This is a genomic window from Pseudomonas sp. NPDC089396, from assembly GCF_044749545.1.
Lineage (GTDB): Bacteria > Pseudomonadota > Gammaproteobacteria > Pseudomonadales > Pseudomonadaceae > Aquipseudomonas.
Genome location: NZ_JBIVIC010000017.1, coordinates 23,103 through 44,020 on the forward strand (window position 1 = coordinate 23,103; position 20,918 = coordinate 44,020).

Below are 20,918 nucleotides of genomic sequence, written 5' to 3' on the forward strand. Positions count from 1 at the left end.
ATCGCCGGCAAGCCGGCTCCCACAGGTACAGCACAGACTTCAAGCACTGTGGAGTACTTGTGGGAGCCGGCTTGCCGGCGATGGGCTGCAAAGCAGCCCCTTCTTCAGATATTGGTCAGCACAACCTTCTCGGCACCCTTGCCCCGCGTCGCCAGGCAGTAATACAGCGGCACCGTCACGATCAAGCCGAACAGCCACGACAAGTCCGCCCCTTCGACAATGTTCGAATACGGCCCCACATACAGCGCCGTATTGGCAAACGGCAGCTGCACCAGGATCCCGCACGCATAGGCGATGATCGCGTGGTGGTTGAAGCGCCCATAGATGCCGCCATCCGCCTGGAAGATCGAGGCAATGTCGTACTGCCCCTTCTTGATCAGGTAGAAGTCGATCAGGTTGATCGAAGCCCACGGCACCAGCACCAGCAACAGCGCGAGGATCAGGCCGATGAACTGGCCGATGAAGTCCGCCGAAGCATTCAACGCCACCATGCCACAAGCCACCAGGATCACCGAGGCCAGGATCACCCGCACCTTGATGCTGGGCGTCCACTGGGCGACGAAGGTCTGGATCGCGGTGACGATCGACAGCACTGCACCGTACAGGTTGAGGGCGTTGTGGCTGATGATGTTGAGCAGGAACAGCACCATCAGGATCGGCCCCAGCCAGCCAGTGGCCTGCTTGACCGCGTCCATCGCATCGGTGCCTTCCGGTACGCACAGCACCGCTACCGCACCGAAGCTGAAGCACAGGATGGTACCCAGGGTGGCGCCGAAGTAGGTGGCCCAGAACGGCTTGGCGATGCCGACTTCCTTAGGCAGGTAGCGCGAGTAGTCGGAGGTGTACGGCGAGAAGCTGATCTGCCAGATGGTGCCCAGCGACACGGTGGCGATGAAGCCCGACAGGTTGAACGCGCCCCGGCTGAAGAAGTCGGCGGGCAGGTCCTGAACGAACATCATGATGAAGCCGGCCAACAACGCCGAGCCCATCACCCAGGTCCCGATGCGGTTGAGGATATGGATGAAGCGGTAACCGATCACACCAATGGCCGTGGCGCTCAGGGCACCGATGACGATAGCGCCCGGCATCGGCACGCTTGGCGCGATGCCATGGATGGTCTTGCCCGCCAGGACGATGTTGGAAATGAAGAAGCCGACGTAGATCAGCGCCGTGAAGAAAACAATCAGCAACGCGCCATAGCGGCCGAACTGGCCACGGCTCTGGACCATCTGCGGAATGCCCAGCTGCGGTCCCTGCGCAGAGGCCAGGGCGATGACCACGCCCCCCAGAAGATGACCCAGCACGATGGCGATCAGGCCCCACAACAGGTTCAGGTGGAACACCTGCACCACCATGGCGCCGGTGACAATGGGCAGTGGCGCAATGTTGGTACTGAACCAGAGGGTGAACAGGTCGCGCGCCTTCCCATGGCGCTCGGCAGGTGGAACGTAATCGACCGTGTGATTCTCGACAAACTGGTGTTGCAATGACGGTTGGGACATAGGATTCAGCTCGAAAGGTCGTTTTTATCTTTGTAAGGAAACCGCATCAAGGCGGCCTCTCAGCTGCGGACCATATTATGGTATTCCAAGCTTTTGACAACACTGCTGCGGTCTAAAAATCTGTAACTGATCCGGTTCAGCAGTCGGCGCCAAAGCCTTGCGCACTGGTCAAAGCCCCTGCTCATGCGGCTTTGCGCCATTCATCGTGAATCTGCGGCGTTGCGAAATTCCGCTTGCAAATCGAGTATTACGGTATACCATCAGACACATCAACGATAAAAAACCGCGGACCACCGCAGCCCTTTCGAGGTACTCGCCATGATCGACGCAACCGTCTACAAGAACGTCCTGGGTTCCTTCCCGTCGGGCGTCACCGTCATCACTACCCTGGACGACGACGGCTCGATCGTCGGCCTCACTGCCAGCGCCTTTTCCTCCCTGTCGATGGACCCGCCGCTGGTGCTGTTCTGCCCCAACTACAGCTCCGACTCCTACCCGGTGCTGATCAAGAACAAGCGCTTCGCCATCCACCTGCTGTCTGGCGAGCAACAGGCCGAAGCCTATGCCTTCGCGAAAAAAGGCAAGGACAAGGCGGCCGGCATCGAGTGGACCCTGAGCGAACTGGGCAATCCTGTCCTGGCCGGCGCCACTGCCGTGATCGAATGCGAACTGTGGCGCGAGTATGAAGGTGGCGACCACGCCATCATGGTCGGCAAGGTGCACAACCTGATCGTCCCCGAGCAAGCGCCACGGCCGATGGTGTACTGCCGCGGCAAGATGGCCAGCCTGCCCGCCTTCGCCTGAGACGCCTATCGTTATTACTGACGCCTGGCGCGCCAGGCGAGACTTTCAAGCTCCGAGGAAAGCCCCATGAAATTTTCGTTGTTCGTGCACATGGAACGTTGGGATGAACAGGTCAGCCATCGCCAGCTGTTCGAAGACCTGACCGAACTGACCCTGATGGCCGAGAACGGCGGTTTCAGCACCGTGTGGATCGGCGAACACCACGCCATGGAATACACCATTTCGCCAAGCCCGATGCCGCTGCTGGCCTACCTGGCCGCCCGCACCGAGAAGATCCGCCTGGGCGCCGGCACCATCATCGCGCCGTTCTGGAACCCGATCCGCGTGGCCGGCGAATGCGCCCTGCTCGACGTGATCAGCAACGGCCGCATGGAAGTGGGCCTGGCCCGCGGCGCCTACCAGTTCGAGTTCGACCGCATGGCCAATGGCATGCCGGCCACCGACGGCGGCAAGGCCCTGCGCGAGATGGTCCCGGCGGTGCGCGAGCTGTGGCAAGGCGACTACGCCCACGAAGGCGAAGTCTACAAGTTCCCGACCTCCACCAGCGTGCCGAAACCGGTGCAAAAAGGCATGCCACCGATGTGGATCGCCGCCCGTGACCCGGACTCGCACAACTTCGCGGTCAAGAACGGCTGCAACGTCATGGTCACCCCGCTGATGAAGGGTGATGAGGAAGTGCTGGACCTGAAGAACAAGTTCCAGGCTGCCCTGGACAACAACCCCGAGGTGCCACGCCCGCAACTGATGGTGCTGCGCCACACCCACGTGCATAGCCCGGCCGATCCGGAAGGCTGGAAAGTCGGTGCCCAGGCCATCTCGCGTTTCTACCGCACCTTCGACGCCTGGTTCGGCAACAAGACCACGCCGGTCAATGGTTTCCTGGAGCCAAGCCCGGAATCCAAGTTCGCCGAGGTGCCGGCCTTCGCGCTTGAGAACATCCGCAAGAACACCATGATCGGCACCCCCGAAGAGATCATCGCGCGCATCAAGTACTACCAGGAACTGGGCGTCGACGAGTTCAGCTTCTGGTGCGACAACAGCCTGCCCCACGCCGAGAAGAAGAAGTCGCTGGAGCTGTTCATCAAGGAAGTGGTGCCGGCGTTCGCCTGAATTCCCATTGCCTGAAGTAGTTGTGGGATCAGCCCGCTCCCGGGGCCCTTGTGGCCTTCGCGAGCGGGCATTTTTTTGAGAGGTGCTTAGGCAGTACCGGCCCTATCGCCGGCAAGCCGGCTCCCACAGGTACTCCACTGCACTCCTGTGGGAGCCGGCTTGCCGGCGATAGGGCCCGTACAGACAGCCCATGAATCAAGGCATCAGCCCACCTTTCGTCCCCCCCGCCCGAGAAATTTCAAAGCACCTCTTGCACAACAAATATTATGGTATACCATCAGACAACAAGAGCTGATAACCCTCACCAGGAGCCCCCCATGAGTTTCGAAATCCGCAAGATCGTCACCTACTCCGAAGAGACCCGCATCGAAGGCGGCAAGGCCACCGACAAGCCGGTGACCATGGTCGGCCTGGCCGTCGTGATCAAGAACCCATGGGCCGGTCGCGGTTTCGTTGAAGATCTGAAGCCGGAAATCCGTGCCAACTGTTCCGAACTGGGTGCCCTGATGGTCGAGCGCCTGACCGCCGCCATCGGCGGTGCCGACAAGATCGAAGCCTATGGCAAGGCCGCCGTGGTCGGTGCCGACGGTGAGATCGAGCACGCTTCCGCCGTGATCCACACCCTGCGCTTCGGCAACCACTACCGCGAAGCGGTACAAGCCAAGAGCTACCTGAGCTTCACCAACAAGCGCGGCGGCCCAGGCACCTCAATCCAGATCCCGATGATGCAGAAGGACGACGAAGGCCTGCGTTCGCACTACATCACCCTGGAAATGCAGATCGAAGACGCCCCGCGTGCCGACGAGATCGTCGTGGTCCTCGGTGCCGCCGACGGCGGCCGCCTGCACCCGCGCATCGGCAACCGCTACATCGACCTGGAAGAACTGGCTGCCGAAAAAGCCAACGCTCAATAACAACAAACCAGACGGGCCGGGGCGTGGCGTGCATGCGCCACGCCCGACCTTCAAGGAGCGCCCTCCATGATTCAGCCTGTCGCTGAACGTACACCGGCCGGCACCAGTTACCTGGTCCAAGGCCAGGGCCAACCCGTGGTGCTGATCCACGGCGTGGGCCTGAACAAGGAAATGTGGGGCGGGCAGTTCGTGGGCCTGGCCAACGACTACCGCGTCATCGCCTACGACATGCTCGGCCACGGCCAGAGCGCCCTGCCCCCGGCCGAGATCGGCCTGGAAGGCTATGCCGCCCAACTGGCGGAACTGCTCGACCACCTGCAGATCCCCCAGGCCACTGTGATCGGCTTCTCCATGGGGGGCCTGGTCGCCCGCGCCTTTGCCCTGGAATACCCGCAGCGCCTGTCTGCGCTGGTGGTGCTCAACAGCGTGTTCAACCGCACCCCCGAGCAGAGCGCCGGGGTCATCGCCCGCGCCGCCCAGGCCGCGCAACTGGGCCCCGACGCCAACGTCGATGCCGCGCTCGACCGCTGGTTCAGCCGTGAATACAAGGCCGCCAACCCGGCGCAGGTCGCCGCGATTCGCCAGGTGCTGGCGAGCAATGACCCGCAGGGCTATCACACCACCTACTCACTGTTCGCCACCCAGGACATGTACCGCGCAGCCGACCTGGGCAGCATCCAGGTGCCGACGCTGATCGCCACCGGCGAACTCGACGCAGGCTCTACCCCGGCCATGACCCGCCAGCTCGCCACCAGCATTCCAGGCGCGCAAAGCGTGGTCCTCGCCGAGCAACGGCATATGATGCCGGTAGAGGCACCACGGGAAGTCAACAAGATGCTCCTGGACTTCCTCAGCCAAGCCCGCACCCTCACCGAATCCGCCAAGGGGATTGTTGCATGACCCTCGTTCGTTTCCAGATGTGCATCGACGGCCAATGGCGCGATGCCCAGAGCGGCAAGACCTTCGACAGCCTCAACCCGGCCACCGCCCAGGCCTGGGCGCAACTGCCCGACGCCGACGAAGCCGATGTCGAGCTGGCCGTGCAGGCCGCCCAGCGCGCCTTCGACAGCAAAGAATGGCGCAGCATCACCGCCACCGCGCGCGGCAAGCTGCTGCGCCGCCTGGGTGACCTGATCGCCGAGAACAAGGAACACCTGGCCCAGCTGGAAAGCCGCGACAACGGCAAGCTGATCCGCGAAACCCGCGGTCAGGTCGGCTACCTGCCGGAGTTCTTCCACTACACAGCGGGCCTGGCCGACAAGCTCGAAGGCGGCACCCTGCCGCTGGACAAGCCCGACCTGTTCGCCTACACCGTGCACGAGCCGATCGGCGTGGTGGCCGGGATCATCCCGTGGAACAGCCCGCTGTACCTGACCGCGATCAAGCTGGCCCCGGCTTTGGCGGCGGGCAACACCATCGTGCTCAAGCCTTCCGAGCATGCCTCGGCGACCATCCTCGAACTGGCCCGCCTGGCTCATGAAGCCGGCTTCCCGCCGGGCGTGGTCAACGTGGTCACCGGGTATGGCCCAAGCACGGGCGCGGCGCTGACCCGCCACCCGCTGGTGCGCAAGATCGCCTTTACCGGCGGCGCCGCCACTGCCCGCCATGTAGTGCGCAGCAGTGCCGAGAACTTCGCCAAGCTGTCGCTGGAGCTGGGTGGCAAGTCGCCGAACATCATCTTCGCCGACGCCGACCTGGACAGCGCCATCAACGGCGCCGTGGCCGGCATCTATGCCGCCTCCGGCCAGAGCTGCGTGGCCGGTTCGCGGCTGCTGGTGCAGGACGAGATCTTCGACGAATTCGTCGAGCGCCTGATCGCCCGTGCCAAACGCATCCGCATCGGCAGCCCGCAGGATGACGCCAGCGAAATGGGCCCTATGGCCACCGCGCAACAGCTGGCCGTGGTCGAAGGCCTGGTGGCGGCGGCCAAGGCCGAAGGCGCCAAGCTGCACATGGGCGGCAAGCGTGCCGAGGTCGAGGGTGATGGCTGGTTCTACGAGCCGACCCTGTTCGAGTGCGACAGCAACTCGATGACCATCATGCAGGAAGAGGTATTCGGCCCGGTCGCCGCGGTGATCCGCTTCAAGACCGAGGAAGAGGCCCTGGCCATCGCCAACGACTCGCAGTTCGGTCTGGCGGCCGGCATCTGGACCCGCGACCTGGGCCGTGCCCACCGTCTGGCCCGCGACGTGCGTTCGGGGATCATCTGGGTCAACACCTACCGTGCGGTGTCGGCCATGGCGCCGATCGGCGGCTTCAAGAACAGCGGCTACGGCCGTGAAAGTGGCATCGATTCGGTGCTGGCCTATACCGAGCTGAAGACCGTGTGGATCAACCTGTCCACCGCGCCGATGCCCGACCCGTTCGTGATGCGCTAGGAGGAAAACTCGATGATCGAACCCGGCATCTACAAAGACGTGATGGGCTCCTTCCCGTCCGGCGTCACGGTGGTCACCACCCTGGACGCCGACGGCGGCATCGTCGGTATCACTGCCAGCGCGTTCAGCGCGCTGTCGATCGACCCGGCGCTGGTGCTGTTCTGCCCCAACTACGCCTCCGACACCTACCCGATCCTGCGCGACAGCAAGCAGTTCGCCATCCACCTGCTGTCCGCCGACCAGACCGCCGAGGCCTATGCCTTTGCTGGCAAGGGTAAGGACAAGGCCAAGGGCATCGACTGGCACCTGAGCGAGCTGGGTAACCCATTGCTGGCCAAGGCCACGGCGATCATCGAGTGCGAACTGTGGCGCGAGTACGACGGCGGTGACCACGCGATCATCGTTGGCGCGGTGATGAACCTGGTGCTGCCGGAGCAGGCGGTGACGCCGATGGTCTACCACAAGGGCAAACTGGGCGCGTTGCCGCCCTTGGGTTGATGTTGAGAGGGGCTGCTTTGCAGCCCAATCGCCGGCAAGCCGGCTCCCACAGGCGCCCCACATACCTTGGGCCCTGCGCTGTACCTGTGGGAGCCGGCTTGCCGGCGATTGGGCCGCGAAGCGGTCCCGTACACCCCTTTTTAGGGGCCGCGCTATCCCTCACCACTCGGTTGCGGCCCCTGTTTTCATTCGGAGCGAAGCAATGAGCAACGAAAAGTACGAGAAAGGCCTGCAGATCCGCACCCAGGTGCTGGGCGAGGACTATGTCAACCGCTCCATCCAGAACGCCGACGACTTCACCAAGCCCCTGCAGGAGCTGGTCACCGAGTACTGCTGGGGCCACGTCTGGGGCCGCGAAGGCTTGTCGCTCAAAGAGCGCAGCATGATAAACTTGGCCATGATTTCCGCGCTCAACCGGCCCCACGAGCTCAAGCTGCACATACGCGGCGCATTGCGCAATGGCCTGAGCCGTGAACAGATTCGCGAGATCCTGCTCCAAGTCGGCATTTATTGCGGCGTGCCCGCGGCGGTGGACAGTTTCCGCCTGGCCCGCGAAGCGTTCGCCGAAGCCGATGCGGAGTCAACCCGTTAACAACGGGCTGTTCGAACCACTGCAAGGAGTGCCTCGGTTCGGGGTGCTCCGTGATGTTGGCGCAACAGCCTCTTAAAAGAGCGCACCTGATGAAACGCCAGCCACTCGACGACAGCTTCAAGGTCAACCGCAACCCCGTTACCCTGCGTGAAATCGTGCTCGACAAGCTGCGTGGCGCGATCATGAACTTCCACCTGCTCCCGGGCGACCGCCTGGTCGAGCGCGACCTCTGCGACCGCCTCGGGGTCAGCCGCACCTCGGTGCGCGAAGCCCTGCGCCACCTGGAGTCCGAAGGGTTGGTGGAATTCGCCGACGCCAAGGGCCCGCGCGTGGCCATCATCACCCTGGAAGATGCCCGCGACATCTACGAGCTGCGCTGCGTGCTCGAAGGCCTGATCGTGCAGCTGTTCACCCTCAACGCCAAGGCCAAGGACATCCGCGCCCTGGAGCGGGCGCTGGAGGTCAACCGCGAGGCGCTCGAGGAAGGCGAACTGCAACAGGTGCTGGATTCGGTGCAAGGCTTCTACGACGTGCTCCTGGAAGGCTCCGGCAACCAAGTGGCAGCGCAGCAGCTGCGCCAGCTGCAGGCACGCATCAGCTACCTGCGCGCCACCTCCGTGTCACAGGAAAACCGCCGCGGCGCCAGCAACCGTGAAATGGAAAAGATCGTCGAGGCGATCAAGGGCGGCGACCCGCTGGCCGCTCACCAGGCCTCGGTCGATCACGTCCGCGCTGCCGCCAAGGTGGCCCTGGACTACCTGCGACAGAAGCAGGACGACAACACCAAGGTGCGCGACATCGTCGAGCCCCTGGCCCTCAAGGAGCCACGCATACAACCCCGCACAGGCCGCTGACCATGCCCACCGCCCCGCGCTACTGCCCGCACTGCACCACGGAACTGGCCCGGGGCGTTCCCACAGGCGACACCCACGAACGCCTGCACTGCACCAGCTGCGGCTACGTCCACTACATCAACCCGAAGATCATCGCTGGCTGCATCATCGAACGCGATGGCAAGTACCTGTTGTGCCAGCGTGCGATCCCGCCGCGCCCCGGCACCTGGACCTTGCCGGCCGGGTTCATGGAGGCCGGCGAGACCACCGAGCAGGCGGCATTGCGCGAGGTGTGGGAAGAGAGTGGCGTGCGTGGCGAAATCGTCTCGCCGTATTCGATCTTCAGCGTGCCTACAATCTCCGAGGTGTACATCATCTTCCGCGCCATCGCTACCGAAGAGACCGGGCAGTATGGGCCGGAGACGCTGGCCTACAAGTTCTTCGAGCCGGACGAGATTCCCTGGGAAGAGATCTACTACCCGGCCATCCGGCAGATTCTCGAGCGCTACATCCTTGAGCGCCAGGCGGGGGTTTACGGGATCTACATGGGCAATGACGATACCGGCAAGGTGCATTTCATTCGCTGAGCCTGCAGCGGACCCATCGCCGGCAAGCCGGCTCCCACACGGGGCGGTGGTGACTCTGTGGGAGCCGGCTTGCCGGCGATGGGGCCGCTGCAAGCGACACAATACCCTCGCCAACTTGCCATTCTCGGTGCACCCTTATCATCCCAGGCAAATGGAAAGGCAGAGCACATGGCGAAATGGCTAGACGGCGGCGGGCTGATGGCCGAACGCATCCGCCACCACGAATGGACCACCACCTCCCTGGGCCCGATCGACACCTGGCCCGACGTGCTCAAGACCACTGTGGCCCTGTGCCTGGCCTCGCGCTTCCCCCAAGCCGTGCTCTGGGGGCAGGACCTGCTGACCCTGCACAACGACGCCTTCGCGCAAATCCTCGGTAAGAAACCACAAGCCCTGGGCAAACCTTTTCGCGAGGTCTGGCAGGAAGCCTGGGCCGACATCGCGGCCATGGCCGACCGTGCCTTGGCCGGCGAGGCCGTGTACATCGAGGACTTCCCGCTGACCATCGAGCGCAATGGCGGCCCGGAACGCGCCTACTTCACCTTCTGCTACAGCCCCATACGCGACCAGAATGGCGCTGTGCTGGGCATGCTCGACACCGTCACCGAAACCACCAACAGCGTGGTCGCCAACCAGCGCCTGGCGTTCCTCGACAACCTCGGGCGTGCCATGGCCGACGCCACCGACCCGGACCGGGTGCTGGCCATCACCACCGGCATGCTGGTGATGCATCTGCAACTGTCCAGCTGCGCCTATGCCGTGATGGACGCCGACGAAGACGGTTTCACTATCTGTGGCGACTCGGTGGCAGCGGGCTCGCCCCGGCTGGTGGGCCAGTACCGCCTGGCCGACTTTGGCCGCCTGGCGGTCAGCCGCCTACGCAGCGGCCTGCCCCTGGTGATCAACGACAACCTCAGCGAGCTGGCCAGCGAGGAAGCCGCGACCTTCCAGGCCATCGGCATTACCGCGACCATCTGCATGCCGCTGATCAAGAAGGGCCGTCTGACGGCACTGATGGCCATCCACGACAACGCGCCACGGCAGTGGACCGATTACGAACAAGCGCTGATCCGCGAAGTGACCGAGCGCTGCTGGTCCCATATCCAGCGGATCCAGGCCCACGCTGAAGTGAGCGAGGCGATGGCGGCCCTGGAAGCGCTCAACGCAACCCTGGAACAGCGCGTCGAAGAACGCACCCGCCAGCTGCTGCACACCGAAGCCGTATTGCGCCAGACGCAGAAACTCGAAGCTATCGGCCAACTGACCGGTGGCGTGGCCCATGACTTCAACAACCTGCTGACCATCATCCGCTCGTCGCTGCACTTCCTGCAGCGCCCCAACCTCGACGAAAGCCGCCGCGAACGTTACCTGAAGACCATGGCCGACACCGTCGACCGCGGCACCAAGTTGACCGGCCAGCTGCTCGCCTTCGCCCGCAGGCAGGCCTTGAGCCCGCAAGTGTTCGAGGCCGGGCCGCGCCTGCAGGCCATGGCCGATATGCTCGATACCGCCACCGGGGCGAGGATCCAGGTTGAACTGGAGCTGCCACAAATGCCTTGCCATATCCGCGCCGACCTCAGCCAGCTCGAGACTGCGGTGATCAACCTGATGCTCAATGGCCGCGATGCCATGGCCGGCGAAGGCACCTTGCGCCTGCGCCTGCTGGCCGACCAGCGCATGCCTGGCCTGCGCGGCCTGCCTGCGCAAGCCGGGGCGTTCGCGGCCATTTCGGTGGTGGACAACGGTGTTGGCATCGCCGCCGAGCTGCTCGAACGCATCTTCGACCCGTTCTTCACCACCAAGGCGCCCGGTGAGGGGACCGGGCTGGGCCTTTCCCAGGTGTTCGGTTTCGCCAAGCAGTCCGGGGGCGATGTCGAGGTGACCAGCGTCGACGGTCAGGGCACGACCTTTACCTTGTACCTGCCGCAAGCAGCGCCGTCTGCCGAACTCGCCGAGGCCACGAATGAACCGCCGCTAACGCTGGGCGGCCAGTAACCGCGCCACACTCTGCGCCAGCTCGGAGCGCCGGTACGGTTTGCGCAGCACCTCGAAGCCCTTGAGTTCCTTGGGCGTCAGGTTGGCGTAGCCGGTGATGATCAGCACCGGCAGGTCGGCCTGGCGCTCGCGCAGCTGCTGGGCAAAACGCACCCCGGTCATATCGGCCATGACGTGATCGGTCACCAAAACATCGGGCATCCAACCCTGCTCCAGCAGCCGCAACGCTGCCGCAGCGCTGGCGGCTTCGGTCACTTCGTAGCCCAGGTCGTTCAACTGCAAGGCCGTGGCATGTCGCACGATTTCCTCATCGTCCACCAGCAGCACCCGGGCCGCACGGGCAGCCAAAGGCACGTCGATGATCTCACTGTCTCGGCCAACCGCCGCGACATCGCTGATCGGCAGCCATAACGTGGCTACCGTCCCCTCCCCCTGTCGCGAGCGAATTTCGAAGCCCCCACCCGATTGCACCGCCAGCCCCTGGACCATCGGCAGGCCAAGGCCCGTGCCCTTGCCCACGCCCTTGGTGGAATAGAACGGCTCGATGCAACGGCGCAGCTGCTCTTCGCTCATGCCGCTGCCACTGTCGCGGACCTGCAACCAGACCAGCTGTGCGCCAGCCCCCCCCGCAGGCCTCTGCGGGTCATCGGGATCGAGCCCGGCGGCGATGCTGAGGACACCGCCGTCGAGCATGGCGTCGCGGGCATTGACCACCAGGTTGAGCAGGGCCAGCTCCAGCTGATGCGGATCGACCACCACCGCTGGCAGTGTCGGGTCGATCTGCACCTGCACGGCGATGGTCGGCCCCAGCGAGCGGGCCATCAGCTCGCGCATGTCCTCCACCAGCTCGGCCAGCGACACGGCCTGCGGCTTGAGGGTCTGCCGGCGGGCGAAACTGAGCAAGCGTCCGACCAGGTTGCGCGCCCGCTCCGCGGCCTGCAGACCGCCGTCGATCAAGCGCGGAGCCCGCTCGGACTGCGGGTGCCGACGCATCAGCTCGAAGGAGGCGATGATCGGCGTGAGCATGTTGTTGAGGTCATGGGCAATGCCACCGGTCAATTGCCCGATCATTTCCAGCTTGTGCGCTTCGTGCAGCTGCAGCATCGCCGCCTCGCGCTCTGCCAGCACCGCCGCGACGCGCTCTTCCAGGCTTTCGTTGAGCAGGTGCAGGGCACGTTCTGCGCGGGCATGGATAATGGCCGCCCAGGCTTGCTTGGCGGCGTCTTCCACCAGCTGACATTCGTCTTCGAAGCAGTGCCGTGGGTTGCGAAAGTGCACGCCAAGCACCGCCTCCAGGCGACCGCCACGTAGCACCGGGACATGCAGCATGGTGAACTGGCCGCTCAGCGGCGTCGACACGCTGTCATACGCCTGTTGCATCACCCGGCCCGCCACCAGTTGCTCGCGCAACGTTGCGCCGAACGTCGCGTAGCGGTGCTGGCCGACCAACGATGGCACGCCGTCGGCCCAGTCATGGGCGACCTTGAAGCCTGCGCCATCGCCTTTGTCTTCGCCGAAATAGACCTGCGCCGCCCCCAGGTGTTGGCCCAGGCGACTGACGACATAGGCCTCGATACGCTCTGCCTCGCCCAGCCCCGCCAAGCTCCGGCTCAGCTCCAGCAGAAACGCCTGACGCTGCTGGAAGCGCACCCGCTCGGTGGTCTCGGTGACCAGGCACAGCACCCCGCCGACGCTGCCATCGGCCTCGCGCACGGCGGAGTAGGACACGTCGAAGTACACGGTTTCGCCCAGGCCGCGGCGTTCTATATAGAAGGGCCGATCCTTGGCCGAAAAGGTCTGGCCGGTTTCCCGCACCCCGCGCAGCAGGGGTTCGAGGTCATCCCACAGCTCACGCCAGTTTTCTTCACCGGGCCGCCCCAATGCCTGGGGGTGCTTGGTGCCGATGGTCGGTGCATAGGCGTCGTTGTAGAGCGCGGCGTACGACGCACCCCAGAACAGCACGAATTGCGCCTGGGCCGGCAGCAGCGTGGCCATCACTGCCTGCAAGTGCGGTGACCACGTCTCTGGCGGGCCAAGTGGGGAATCGCTCCAGTCCATCGACTGCAGCAGACTGCCGATGCCCCCACCGTTGAGCAGGAAGTGCAGTGGCGGGTTCTGGGTGTCGTGTTGCTGAAGCACTTTCATGTCTCGGAAGTCCCAGGCACATTGCCATCCATCTGATGGATAGGAGATGAGCGCTCGACGGTTCGTTCCCGAGTTTTTTACCGAATGATCAACGGCGCCCTTCGGCCAGCATGCGCAGAGCCAGGCCGGCCAGCACGGTGCCCATCAGCCAGCGCTGAACCTGCTGCCACAGCGGCCGCCCGGCGAGGAACACGGCGATCGAGCCGGCCATGGTCGCGATCAGTGCATTGACCGTGACGCTGATGGCGATCTGCGTCGAACCCAGCACCAGTGACTGGGTCAGTACGCTGCCATGGTCCGGCTGAATGAACTGCGGCATCAGCGACAGGTACATGACCGCAATCTTGGGGTTGAGCAGGCTAGTGGCCAGCCCCATGCCGAAAAGCCGTCGTGGGCTGTCGGCGGGCAGATCGCGGACCTGGAAAGGCGAACGGCCACCGGGGCGCAGTGCCTGCCAGGCCAGGTACAGCAGATACAGCGCGCCACCGATGCGCAGCACGTCGTAGGCAAAGGGCACTGCCATCATCAGCGCGGTGATGCCAAGCGCGGCGCTGCACATGTAGATGACGAAGCCCAGGGCCACGCCGCCGAGGGAAATCAGCCCGGCCTGGCGGCCCTGGCAGATCGAGCGGGAGATCAGGTAGATCATGTTGGGGCCGGGGGTCAGGACCATGCCCAGGCAGATCAGGGCGAAGGTCAGCAACTGCGCGGTGTCGGGCATGGGGGCGTCCTGCTGGGCGATTAGGTGAGGCGAGTGTATCCGAGGGGTTGGCTGGCGTCTGTAGCGGCCCTATCGCCGGCAAGCCGGCTCCCACAGGGACACCACCGTCTGTGGGAGCCGGCTTGCCGGCGATAGGGCCAGTGACTTCAGCCCAGTTGCCCGATGATCAACCCCATGCCCACCAGAATCATCGCCAACCCCGACACCCTGCCCACCCTCTTCGCCGCCTCCGGCCGGGTGCTCAACACCGCCTTGGCGCCATACCCCACCAGCGAATAGATCACCAGCGAACTGCACAGGTGCACCAGCCCCAGCAGCACGATCTGCAGCGGCACCGGCCAACTCGACTGCGGATCGGTGAACTGCGGCAGCAAGGCCAGGATCAGCAGAAACACCTTGGGATTGAGCCCGCTGACACAAAAGCCCTTGAACGCCCAGCGCGAACCGGATTCTTCGGCATCGCCCTGCCCCGCTTCGGGCACCGAAGGTTTGAGCAGCAGATTGCCGCCCAGCCACAGGAGGTAGACGGAGCCGGCCAACGTCAGCAGCGTCAACGCCAACGGGTGACCGGCCAGCAGGCTGCCCACCCCCGCCGCCACCACCAGGGTGGCGAGAAAATGCCCCGACAACATGCCCACCACCGCCGGCATGACCCAGCGCCCGCGCATGCCCGCCGAGATGGCGTAGGCCCAGTCGGCCCCAGGGGTAATCACGAACAACAACGACACGGCCCAGAACGCCGTCAGCACACTGATTGCCACTTTGAGTCTTCCTTCACAGGTTGGCGGTGAAGAAAGCGTAAAGATTTCGTCGGAGGATTTTCTTCCGTATATTTCCCGAATACGCACGATTACTGGAAGATTCTCCCTCCATGGACCGCACAGACCGAAAAATCCTTGCCGAGCTGCAAAAAGACGGTCGCCTCTCGGTGACCGAACTGGCCGACCGCGTGGGCCTCAGCCTGTCGCCCTGCCATCGGCGGCTCAAGGCGCTGGAAGAGAGCGGCGCCATCCTCGGCTACCACGCGCGCCTGGCGCCGAGCGCGTTGGGGCTGAATTTTGCCGCACTGGTGTTCGTCACCCTGCGTGAAGTGACCCGCCAACCGGTGGCAGACTTCGAAGCGGCAGTCAGCGAGATACCGCAGATCGTCGAGGCGCAGCGGCTGTTTGGCGATCCCGATTACTTGCTGCATGTGGTGGCCAAGGACTTGCCGGCGTTTCAGAAGCTGTATGACGAGCAGTTGACCAGCATTCCCAATGTGAAGCGGTTGAGCTCGACGCTGGTGATGAAGGAAGTGATTCAGGATCGGATACTGCCGATGTAGAGGGGTTGTCTGTACCGGCCTCATCGCCGGCAAGCCGGCTCCCACATGGGGGGCGGTGGTGACCCTGTGGGAGCCGGCTTGCCGGCGATAGGGCCGGTAAAGGCGCCCCATTCACCTGCACTGCAAACGAGCACCCCGCACCAACCCGACACACCCGTTTGACCACGCTCCCCCTCCAACACCCCAAGCCCGGGCCCTCCAGCCCGGTGGCCCGCTTGTTGCTACCACTCGTCCCTTAACCTTTTGTCAGCCTTAGGTTTTTTAACGTTTATGGGCACATATTTACTAATTTCTCCTTGCCCCCGCACCCCGCATCATCGCTCCAACAAGAACGCGTCGCCCTTCGCCGGCACGTACCCGGGCAGCCCCCGTTGCCCAACCTTGCCTTGGAGTCAGTCATGACCAGTGCAGCCAACTCGGCACCCCTCATAGAAAAACACACGATCGGCTACGTGCCCCCGCAAGACCGCCATGGAAAGGTAAGGGATCTGTTCACACTGTGGTTCGGCGGCAACATCGCGCCGCTGCCCATCGTCACCGGCGCGCTGGGCGTGCAGCTGTTTCACCTGAACCTGGTATGGGGCATCGTCGCCATCCTGGTCGGACACCTGGTCGGCGGCGTGCTGATGGCACTGCACTCGGCCCAGGGCCCGCAGATGGGCATCCCGCAGATGATCCAGAGCCGCGCCCAGTTCGGCTCGCTCGGCGCATTGCTGGTGGTGGTGATCGCCGGGGTGATGTACATCGGCTTCTTCGCGTCCAACATCGTGCTGGCCGGCAAATCGCTGCATGGCGTGGTCGATACCGTGCCGGTGCCCGTCGGCATCGTCATCGGCGCGCTGGGTTCGGGGATCATCGGCATCATCGGCTACCGCTTCATCCACGTGCTCAACCGCATCGGCACCTGGGTGCTGGGTATCGGCATCGTGGTCGGCTTCGGCTACATCTTCACCCACGTGCAGAGCGATGACTTCCTGACCCGCGGCGGCTTCAACCTGGCCGGCTGGCTGGCCACCGTGTCGCTGGCGGCGCTGTGGCAGATCGCCTTCGCCCCCTATGTGTCGGACTACTCGCGCTACCTGCCGGCCGACGTAAAAGTCTCCTCGACCTTCTGGACCACCTACCTGGGCTCGGCCCTGGGTTCGAGCCTGTCGTTCATCTTCGGCGCGGTGGCGGTGCTGGCGATTCCCGCCGGCATGGACACCATGGATGCGGTCAAGCTGGCCACCGGCACCCTGGGCCCGATCATGCTGGTGCTGTTCCTGCTCAGCGTGATCAGCCACAACGCCCTCAACCTGTATGGCGCCGTGCTGTCGATCATCACCCTGATCCAGACCTTCGCCTACCGCTGGATCCCCACCGCGAAGAGCCGTGCGGTGCTGTCGCTGATCGTGCTGGCGGCCTGCTGCGTGGTGGCGGTGTTCGCTTCGGCGGACTTCATCGGCCACTTCGTCGACATGGTGCTGGTGCTGCTGGTGGTACTGGTGCCGTGGACGGCGATCAACCTGATCGACTTCTATGTGATCCACAAGGGTGACTACGACATCCAGTCGATCTTCAAGGTCGATGGCGGTATCTACGGGCGCTACAACCCGCAGGCGCTGCTTGCCTATGCGGTGGGCATCGTGGTGCAGATCCCGTTCATGAACACGCCGCTGTACGTTGGGCCGATTTCCGAGCACATCAACGGTGCCGACCTGTCGTGGCTGGTGGGGCTGGTCATCACCTCGCCGCTGTACTGGTGGCTGGCGAGCCGTGACAGTGCCTATCGTCGTCGGCAGATGAGTGCCAAGGTAGCTGCTGCTTAAGTAGCTTTGCCTGCACGGGCCCTATCGCCGGCAAGCCGGCTCCCACAGGTACGGCGTGCTGCCTTACATGTGGGAGCCGGCTTGCTCAATTTCTAGAAGCTGCCACAGGGTAAATAGCAGCCTTCAGCGTCAAACCAGGTAGGTCGGCGCCTGGCACAGCTCCAGAAACCGCGCTGCCGCCCGCGATGGCGTGGCAGCATGGGGCAGCAAAATCGAAAAACGCCGTACCAGCGGCTGCGGCGCAATGCGCACCTGCCGCAACACCCCATCCTCATGGCGAATCGACATCGCCGACACGAAGCCGATCCCCATCCCTGCCCGCACGGCCTCCTTCACCCCTTCCACCCCGGCGATCTCGATCGCCACGCGCATCGCCACGCCGCTGCGGGCGAACGCTCGCTCGACCACTTGCCTGACCCCGGAACCGCTCTCACGCAACACCAACGGGTAACGGCCAAGCGCCTCCAGGGCGTGCTGCTCCTCGTCGGCCAACGGGTGGCCGCTGGGCACCACGGCCACGATCTCGTCCTCCCGCCAAGGTGTCACCGCCGTGCCCAAGGGCAGTTCCTGCCCAGGCGGCCCCTCGATCAGGGCGATATCGACGCTGCCCAGGTCGGCGACAATTTCTGCCGTGTTGCCGTGGGAAGTGCTCACCACCACGTCCGGGTAGCGGGCATGGAAATCGGCGATCAGGTAGGGCAGCAGGTAACTGGCCGGCGTCGTACTGGCGCCGATGCGCAAGGTGCCGCGCTCCAGCCCGCGCATGGCCTCGCGCAGTGCCTGAGCCTGGCGGAAGGTACCGCGCAGGCGCTCGGCATGGGCCAGCAACTGTTCGCCTGCAGCGGTAAGGCGCACGCCCCGGCCGGCACGCTGGTACAGCGGCTCGCCGAACGCCTCCTGCAGCAGCTTGAGCTGGCCGGAGACCGCCGGCTGGGAAAGATGCAGGGCCAGGGCCGCATGACTGATGTTGCCGTGCTCGGCAACGGTGGCGAAAGTTATCAGCTGTTCAGGGGTCATGAATCCAAAGTATCAGTGAAACGGATATTTCACATCCTGAATTACGATTTTTTATAAGCTTATAACCAGATTAACGTAAGCCATGTCAAAAAATGTCCCGGAGGACTCACATGGCCACGGCTCCGTCCAACCCCGCTTTTGCGCCCACCCTCTCTACCCGAGGGCAGCTCAATGGCATCCTGTTCGTCGCGTTGTTTGCCGTTGCCGTCACGCAACTGGCGGCAATACCTGCCATCGCTAATCTGGGCATCAGCCCATTGATCGTCGGCATCGTCGCTGGCGCCCTGTACGGTAACGCCTTGCGTGATGGCGTGCCGGCCAGTTGGGCGGCGGGTATCAACTTCTCCGCACGCAAACTGCTGCGCATCGCCGTGGCCTTCTTCGGCCTGCGGGTCAGCCTGCAGGAAATTGCCGAAGTCGGCTGGTCGGGCCTGACGGTGTCGCTGCTGGTAGTGGTCAGCACCCTGCTGATCGGCCTGTGGGTAGGCATGAAGCTGTTCAAGCTGGACCGCGACACCGCGCTGCTGACCGCTGCCGGCAGTGCCATCTGCGGTGCCGCCGCTGTGCTGGCCTTCGAATCGGCGCTGCGCAGTGCACCGCACAAGAGCGCCATGGCGGTGGGCAGCGTGGTGCTGTTCGGTACCCTGTCGATGTTCATCTTCCCACTGGCGATCAATGCCGGCTGGCTGCCGCTGGACACCATGAGCGCCGGCCTGTTCCTCGGCGGCACTGTCCATGAGGTTGCCCAGGTGGTGGGTGCGGCCAGCAATATCAGCCCTGAGGCCACGCACATCGCCACCATCGTCAAGATGACCCGGGTGATGCTGCTGGTACCGGTGCTGCTGGTGGTGGGCGTGTGGATCAACCGTGCTCGCCAGGCGAACCACGCTCACGGCAAAGGCCGCATCGCCCTGCCCTGGTTCGCCTTCGGCTTCCTCGGCCTGGTGCTGGTGAACTCGCTGCAGATCCTGCCGGGCAACGTGACCCACGTCATCAACGACCTCGACACCTTCGCCCTGACCATGGCCATGACCGCGCTGGGCATGGAGACCCGCTACAGCCAGATCCGCCAGGCCGGGCCGCGTGCGCTGGCTACCGGGGCGATTCTCAACCTGTGGCTGCTGGGGGGTGGGATCGCGATCACGCTGGGTGTGCAAAAGCTCTTCGCATGACATAAGGTGGTGGCAGAGAAGGATGTTTTACCTGCACAGGAAAGACTTAGATGCCCCAACGCCATGTCATCAATGCATCCGTCAGCCCCAAAGGCAGCCTGGAGACGCTGTCGCAACGTGAAGTCCAGCAACTGAGCGAAGTCGGTACCGGTAGTCTCTACACCCTGTTCCGCCAATGCGCCCTTGCCATCCTCAACACCGGCGCCCATGTCGACAATGCCAAGACCATCCTCGAAGCCTACAAAGACTTCGAGGTGCGCATCCACCAACAAGACCGAGGTGTTCGCCTGGAGCTGCTGAATGCTCCGGGCGACGCTTTCGTCGATGGCGAAATGATCGCCAGCACCCGTGAAATGCTGTTCAGCGCCCTGCGCGACATCGTCTACACCGAGAGCGAGCTGGCCAGCCAGCGCATCGACCTGGAAAGCTCCCAGGGCATCACCGACTACGTCTTCCACCTGCTGCGCAACGCCCGCACCCTGCGCCCGGGCGTGGAGCCGAAGATGGTGGTGTGCTGGGGCGGCCATTCGATCAGCACCGAGGAGTACCAGTACACCAAGAAGGTCGGCCACGAACTGGGCCTGCGCAAGCTGGACGTCTGCACCGGCTGCGGACCCGGCGTCATGAAAGGCCCGATGAAAGGCGCAACCATCGCCCACGCCAAGCAGCGCATGCACGGCAGCCGCTACCTGGGGCTGACCGAGCCGGGCATCATCGCCGCCGAGGCGCCCAACCCGATCGTCAACGAACTGGTGATCCTGCCGGACATCGAGAAGCGCCTGGAAGCCTTCGTCCGTGTCGGCCATGGCATCATCATCTTCCCCGGTGGCGCCGGTACCGCCGAGGAGTTCCTCTACCTGCTCGGCATCCTCATGCACCCGGACAACCAGGACCTGCCCTTCCCTGTCGTACTGACCGGGCCGCGCAGTGCCGAGCCGTTCCTGATGCAGCTGCATGCCTTCGTCGGCGCAACCCTGGGCGAAGCCGCCCAGCGGCACTACCAGATCATCATCGACGACCCGGCCGAAGTGGCCCGGCACATGGTCGAGGGGCTCAAGGACGTCAAGCAGTTCCGCCGCGAGCGCAACGACGCCTTCCACTTCAACTGGCTGTTGAAGATCGACGAGGGCTTCCAGCGCCCGTTCGACCCGACCCATGCCAACATGGCCGAACTGGGCCTGCGCCGCGAGCTGCCGCCGCATGAACTGGCAGCGAACCTGCGCCGGGCGTTTTCCGGGATCGTCGCGGGTAACGTCAAAGACAAGGGCATCCGCCTGATCGAAGAGCACGGGCCGTACCAGATCCGGGGTGACAGTGCGGTGCTGGAGCCGTTGGGGCGCCTGTTGCAGGCGTTCGTCGACCAGCATCGGATGAAATTGCCGGGTGGGGCGGCGTATGTGCCGTGCTATCAGGTTGTGACCTGAGGACATTGGGGCTGCTGCGCAGCCCTTTCGCGACACAAGGCCGCTCCTACAGGGCGCCGCGATCTTCTGTAGGAGCGGCCTTGTGTCGCGAAAG

At 64.1% G+C, this 20,918-nt stretch carries 19 protein-coding genes; 14 read left to right on the forward strand and 5 right to left on the reverse strand.

Features of this window, described 5'->3' with window-relative positions:
* Positions 1–104: 104 nt before the first annotated feature.
* Positions 105–1,502 (reverse strand): purine-cytosine permease family protein, encoded by a 1,398-nt coding sequence (locus tag ACIPZB_RS24195; protein ID WP_400643057.1) that lies wholly within the window; start codon positions 1,500–1,502, stop codon positions 105–107.
* Between the two features lie 318 nt (positions 1,503–1,820).
* On the opposite strand from ACIPZB_RS24195, the gene ACIPZB_RS24200 reads away from it, so the two are divergent.
* The 10 genes from ACIPZB_RS24200 (at position 1,821) to ACIPZB_RS24245 (ending at position 11,213) form a co-directional block, all read left to right on the forward strand.
* A complete protein-coding gene (locus tag ACIPZB_RS24200; protein ID WP_012314149.1) occupies positions 1,821–2,306 on the forward strand; it encodes a flavin reductase family protein in 486 nt (161 codons plus the stop codon).
* A 66-nt stretch (positions 2,307–2,372) separates the two neighbouring features.
* On the forward strand, positions 2,373–3,416 hold the full coding sequence (locus tag ACIPZB_RS24205; protein WP_400643058.1) for an LLM class flavin-dependent oxidoreductase: 1,044 nt from the start codon (positions 2,373–2,375) through the stop codon (positions 3,414–3,416).
* 317 nt (positions 3,417–3,733) lie between these two features.
* On the forward strand, positions 3,734–4,330 hold the full coding sequence (locus ACIPZB_RS24210) for an amino acid synthesis family protein (protein WP_003256068.1): 597 nt from the start codon (positions 3,734–3,736) through the stop codon (positions 4,328–4,330).
* Positions 4,331–4,396: 66 nt separating this feature from the next.
* Entirely contained in the window at positions 4,397–5,230 is an 834-nt protein-coding gene (locus ACIPZB_RS24215) for an alpha/beta fold hydrolase (protein ID WP_400643059.1), read from the forward strand.
* Positions 5,227–6,708, forward strand: coding sequence for an aldehyde dehydrogenase (locus tag ACIPZB_RS24220; RefSeq protein ID WP_400643060.1), 1,482 nt, complete (start codon positions 5,227–5,229; stop codon positions 6,706–6,708). The genes ACIPZB_RS24215 and ACIPZB_RS24220 overlap by 4 nt, the downstream gene beginning before the upstream one ends.
* 12 nt (positions 6,709–6,720) lie before the next feature.
* The gene (locus ACIPZB_RS24225; protein ID WP_008100861.1) at positions 6,721–7,206 is read left to right on the forward strand and encodes a flavin reductase family protein; all 486 of its coding nucleotides are present in this window, start codon (positions 6,721–6,723) and stop codon (positions 7,204–7,206) included.
* A 202-nt stretch (positions 7,207–7,408) separates the two neighbouring features.
* Positions 7,409–7,798, forward strand: a complete 390-nt coding sequence (locus ACIPZB_RS24230; protein WP_008100863.1) for a carboxymuconolactone decarboxylase family protein — start codon at positions 7,409–7,411, stop codon at positions 7,796–7,798.
* 89 nt (positions 7,799–7,887) lie between these two features.
* Positions 7,888–8,652, forward strand: coding sequence for a GntR family transcriptional regulator (locus ACIPZB_RS24235; protein WP_008100866.1), 765 nt, complete (start codon positions 7,888–7,890; stop codon positions 8,650–8,652).
* 2 nt (positions 8,653–8,654) lie between these two features.
* On the forward strand, positions 8,655–9,218 hold the full coding sequence (locus tag ACIPZB_RS24240) for an NUDIX hydrolase (protein WP_400643061.1): 564 nt from the start codon (positions 8,655–8,657) through the stop codon (positions 9,216–9,218).
* 168 nt (positions 9,219–9,386) lie between these two features.
* On the forward strand, positions 9,387–11,213 hold the full coding sequence (locus ACIPZB_RS24245; RefSeq protein ID WP_400643062.1) for an ATP-binding protein: 1,827 nt from the start codon (positions 9,387–9,389) through the stop codon (positions 11,211–11,213).
* Here the strand turns inward: ACIPZB_RS24245 and ACIPZB_RS24250 are convergent.
* The 3 genes from ACIPZB_RS24250 to ACIPZB_RS24260 form a co-directional block, all read right to left on the reverse strand.
* Positions 11,193–13,358 carry a response regulator gene (locus ACIPZB_RS24250; RefSeq protein ID WP_400643063.1) on the reverse strand — a complete coding sequence of 722 codons (2,166 nt, stop codon included), beginning with the start codon at positions 13,356–13,358 and terminating at the stop codon, positions 11,193–11,195. The two genes, ACIPZB_RS24245 and ACIPZB_RS24250, sit on opposite strands and share 21 nt — an antisense overlap.
* Positions 13,359–13,446: 88 nt before the next feature.
* Positions 13,447–14,079: a LysE family translocator gene (locus ACIPZB_RS24255; protein WP_400643064.1), complete on the reverse strand. Its 633-nt coding sequence runs from the start codon at positions 14,077–14,079 to the stop codon at positions 13,447–13,449.
* Positions 14,080–14,225: 146 nt separating this feature from the next.
* Entirely contained in the window at positions 14,226–14,840 is a 615-nt protein-coding gene (locus ACIPZB_RS24260) for a LysE family translocator (protein WP_400643065.1), read from the reverse strand.
* A 110-nt stretch (positions 14,841–14,950) separates the two neighbouring features.
* Between ACIPZB_RS24260 and ACIPZB_RS24265 the strand changes: the two genes are divergently transcribed.
* On the forward strand, positions 14,951–15,403 hold the full coding sequence (locus ACIPZB_RS24265) for an Lrp/AsnC family transcriptional regulator (protein ID WP_008093867.1): 453 nt from the start codon (positions 14,951–14,953) through the stop codon (positions 15,401–15,403).
* Positions 15,404–15,801: 398 nt separating this feature from the next.
* Complete coding sequence (locus ACIPZB_RS24270) at positions 15,802–17,211, forward strand: purine-cytosine permease family protein (RefSeq protein ID WP_400643066.1); 1,410 nt, start codon at positions 15,802–15,804, stop codon at positions 17,209–17,211.
* A gap of 129 nt (positions 17,212–17,340) precedes the next feature.
* Here ACIPZB_RS24270 and ACIPZB_RS24275 read toward each other — a convergent pair whose 3' ends face one another.
* Positions 17,341–18,228: a LysR family transcriptional regulator gene (locus ACIPZB_RS24275; RefSeq protein WP_400643067.1), complete on the reverse strand. Its 888-nt coding sequence runs from the start codon at positions 18,226–18,228 to the stop codon at positions 17,341–17,343.
* A 110-nt stretch (positions 18,229–18,338) separates the two neighbouring features.
* Between ACIPZB_RS24275 and ACIPZB_RS24280 the strand changes: the two genes are divergently transcribed.
* Together ACIPZB_RS24280 and ppnN are read left to right on the forward strand one after the other, a co-directional pair.
* Positions 18,339–19,400 carry a YeiH family protein gene (locus ACIPZB_RS24280; protein ID WP_400643068.1) on the forward strand — a complete coding sequence of 354 codons (1,062 nt, stop codon included), beginning with the start codon at positions 18,339–18,341 and terminating at the stop codon, positions 19,398–19,400.
* Between the two features lie 50 nt (positions 19,401–19,450).
* Positions 19,451–20,824: a nucleotide 5'-monophosphate nucleosidase PpnN gene (gene ppnN, locus ACIPZB_RS24285; protein ID WP_400643069.1), complete on the forward strand. Its 1,374-nt coding sequence runs from the start codon at positions 19,451–19,453 to the stop codon at positions 20,822–20,824.
* Positions 20,825–20,918: the final 94 nt, after the last annotated feature.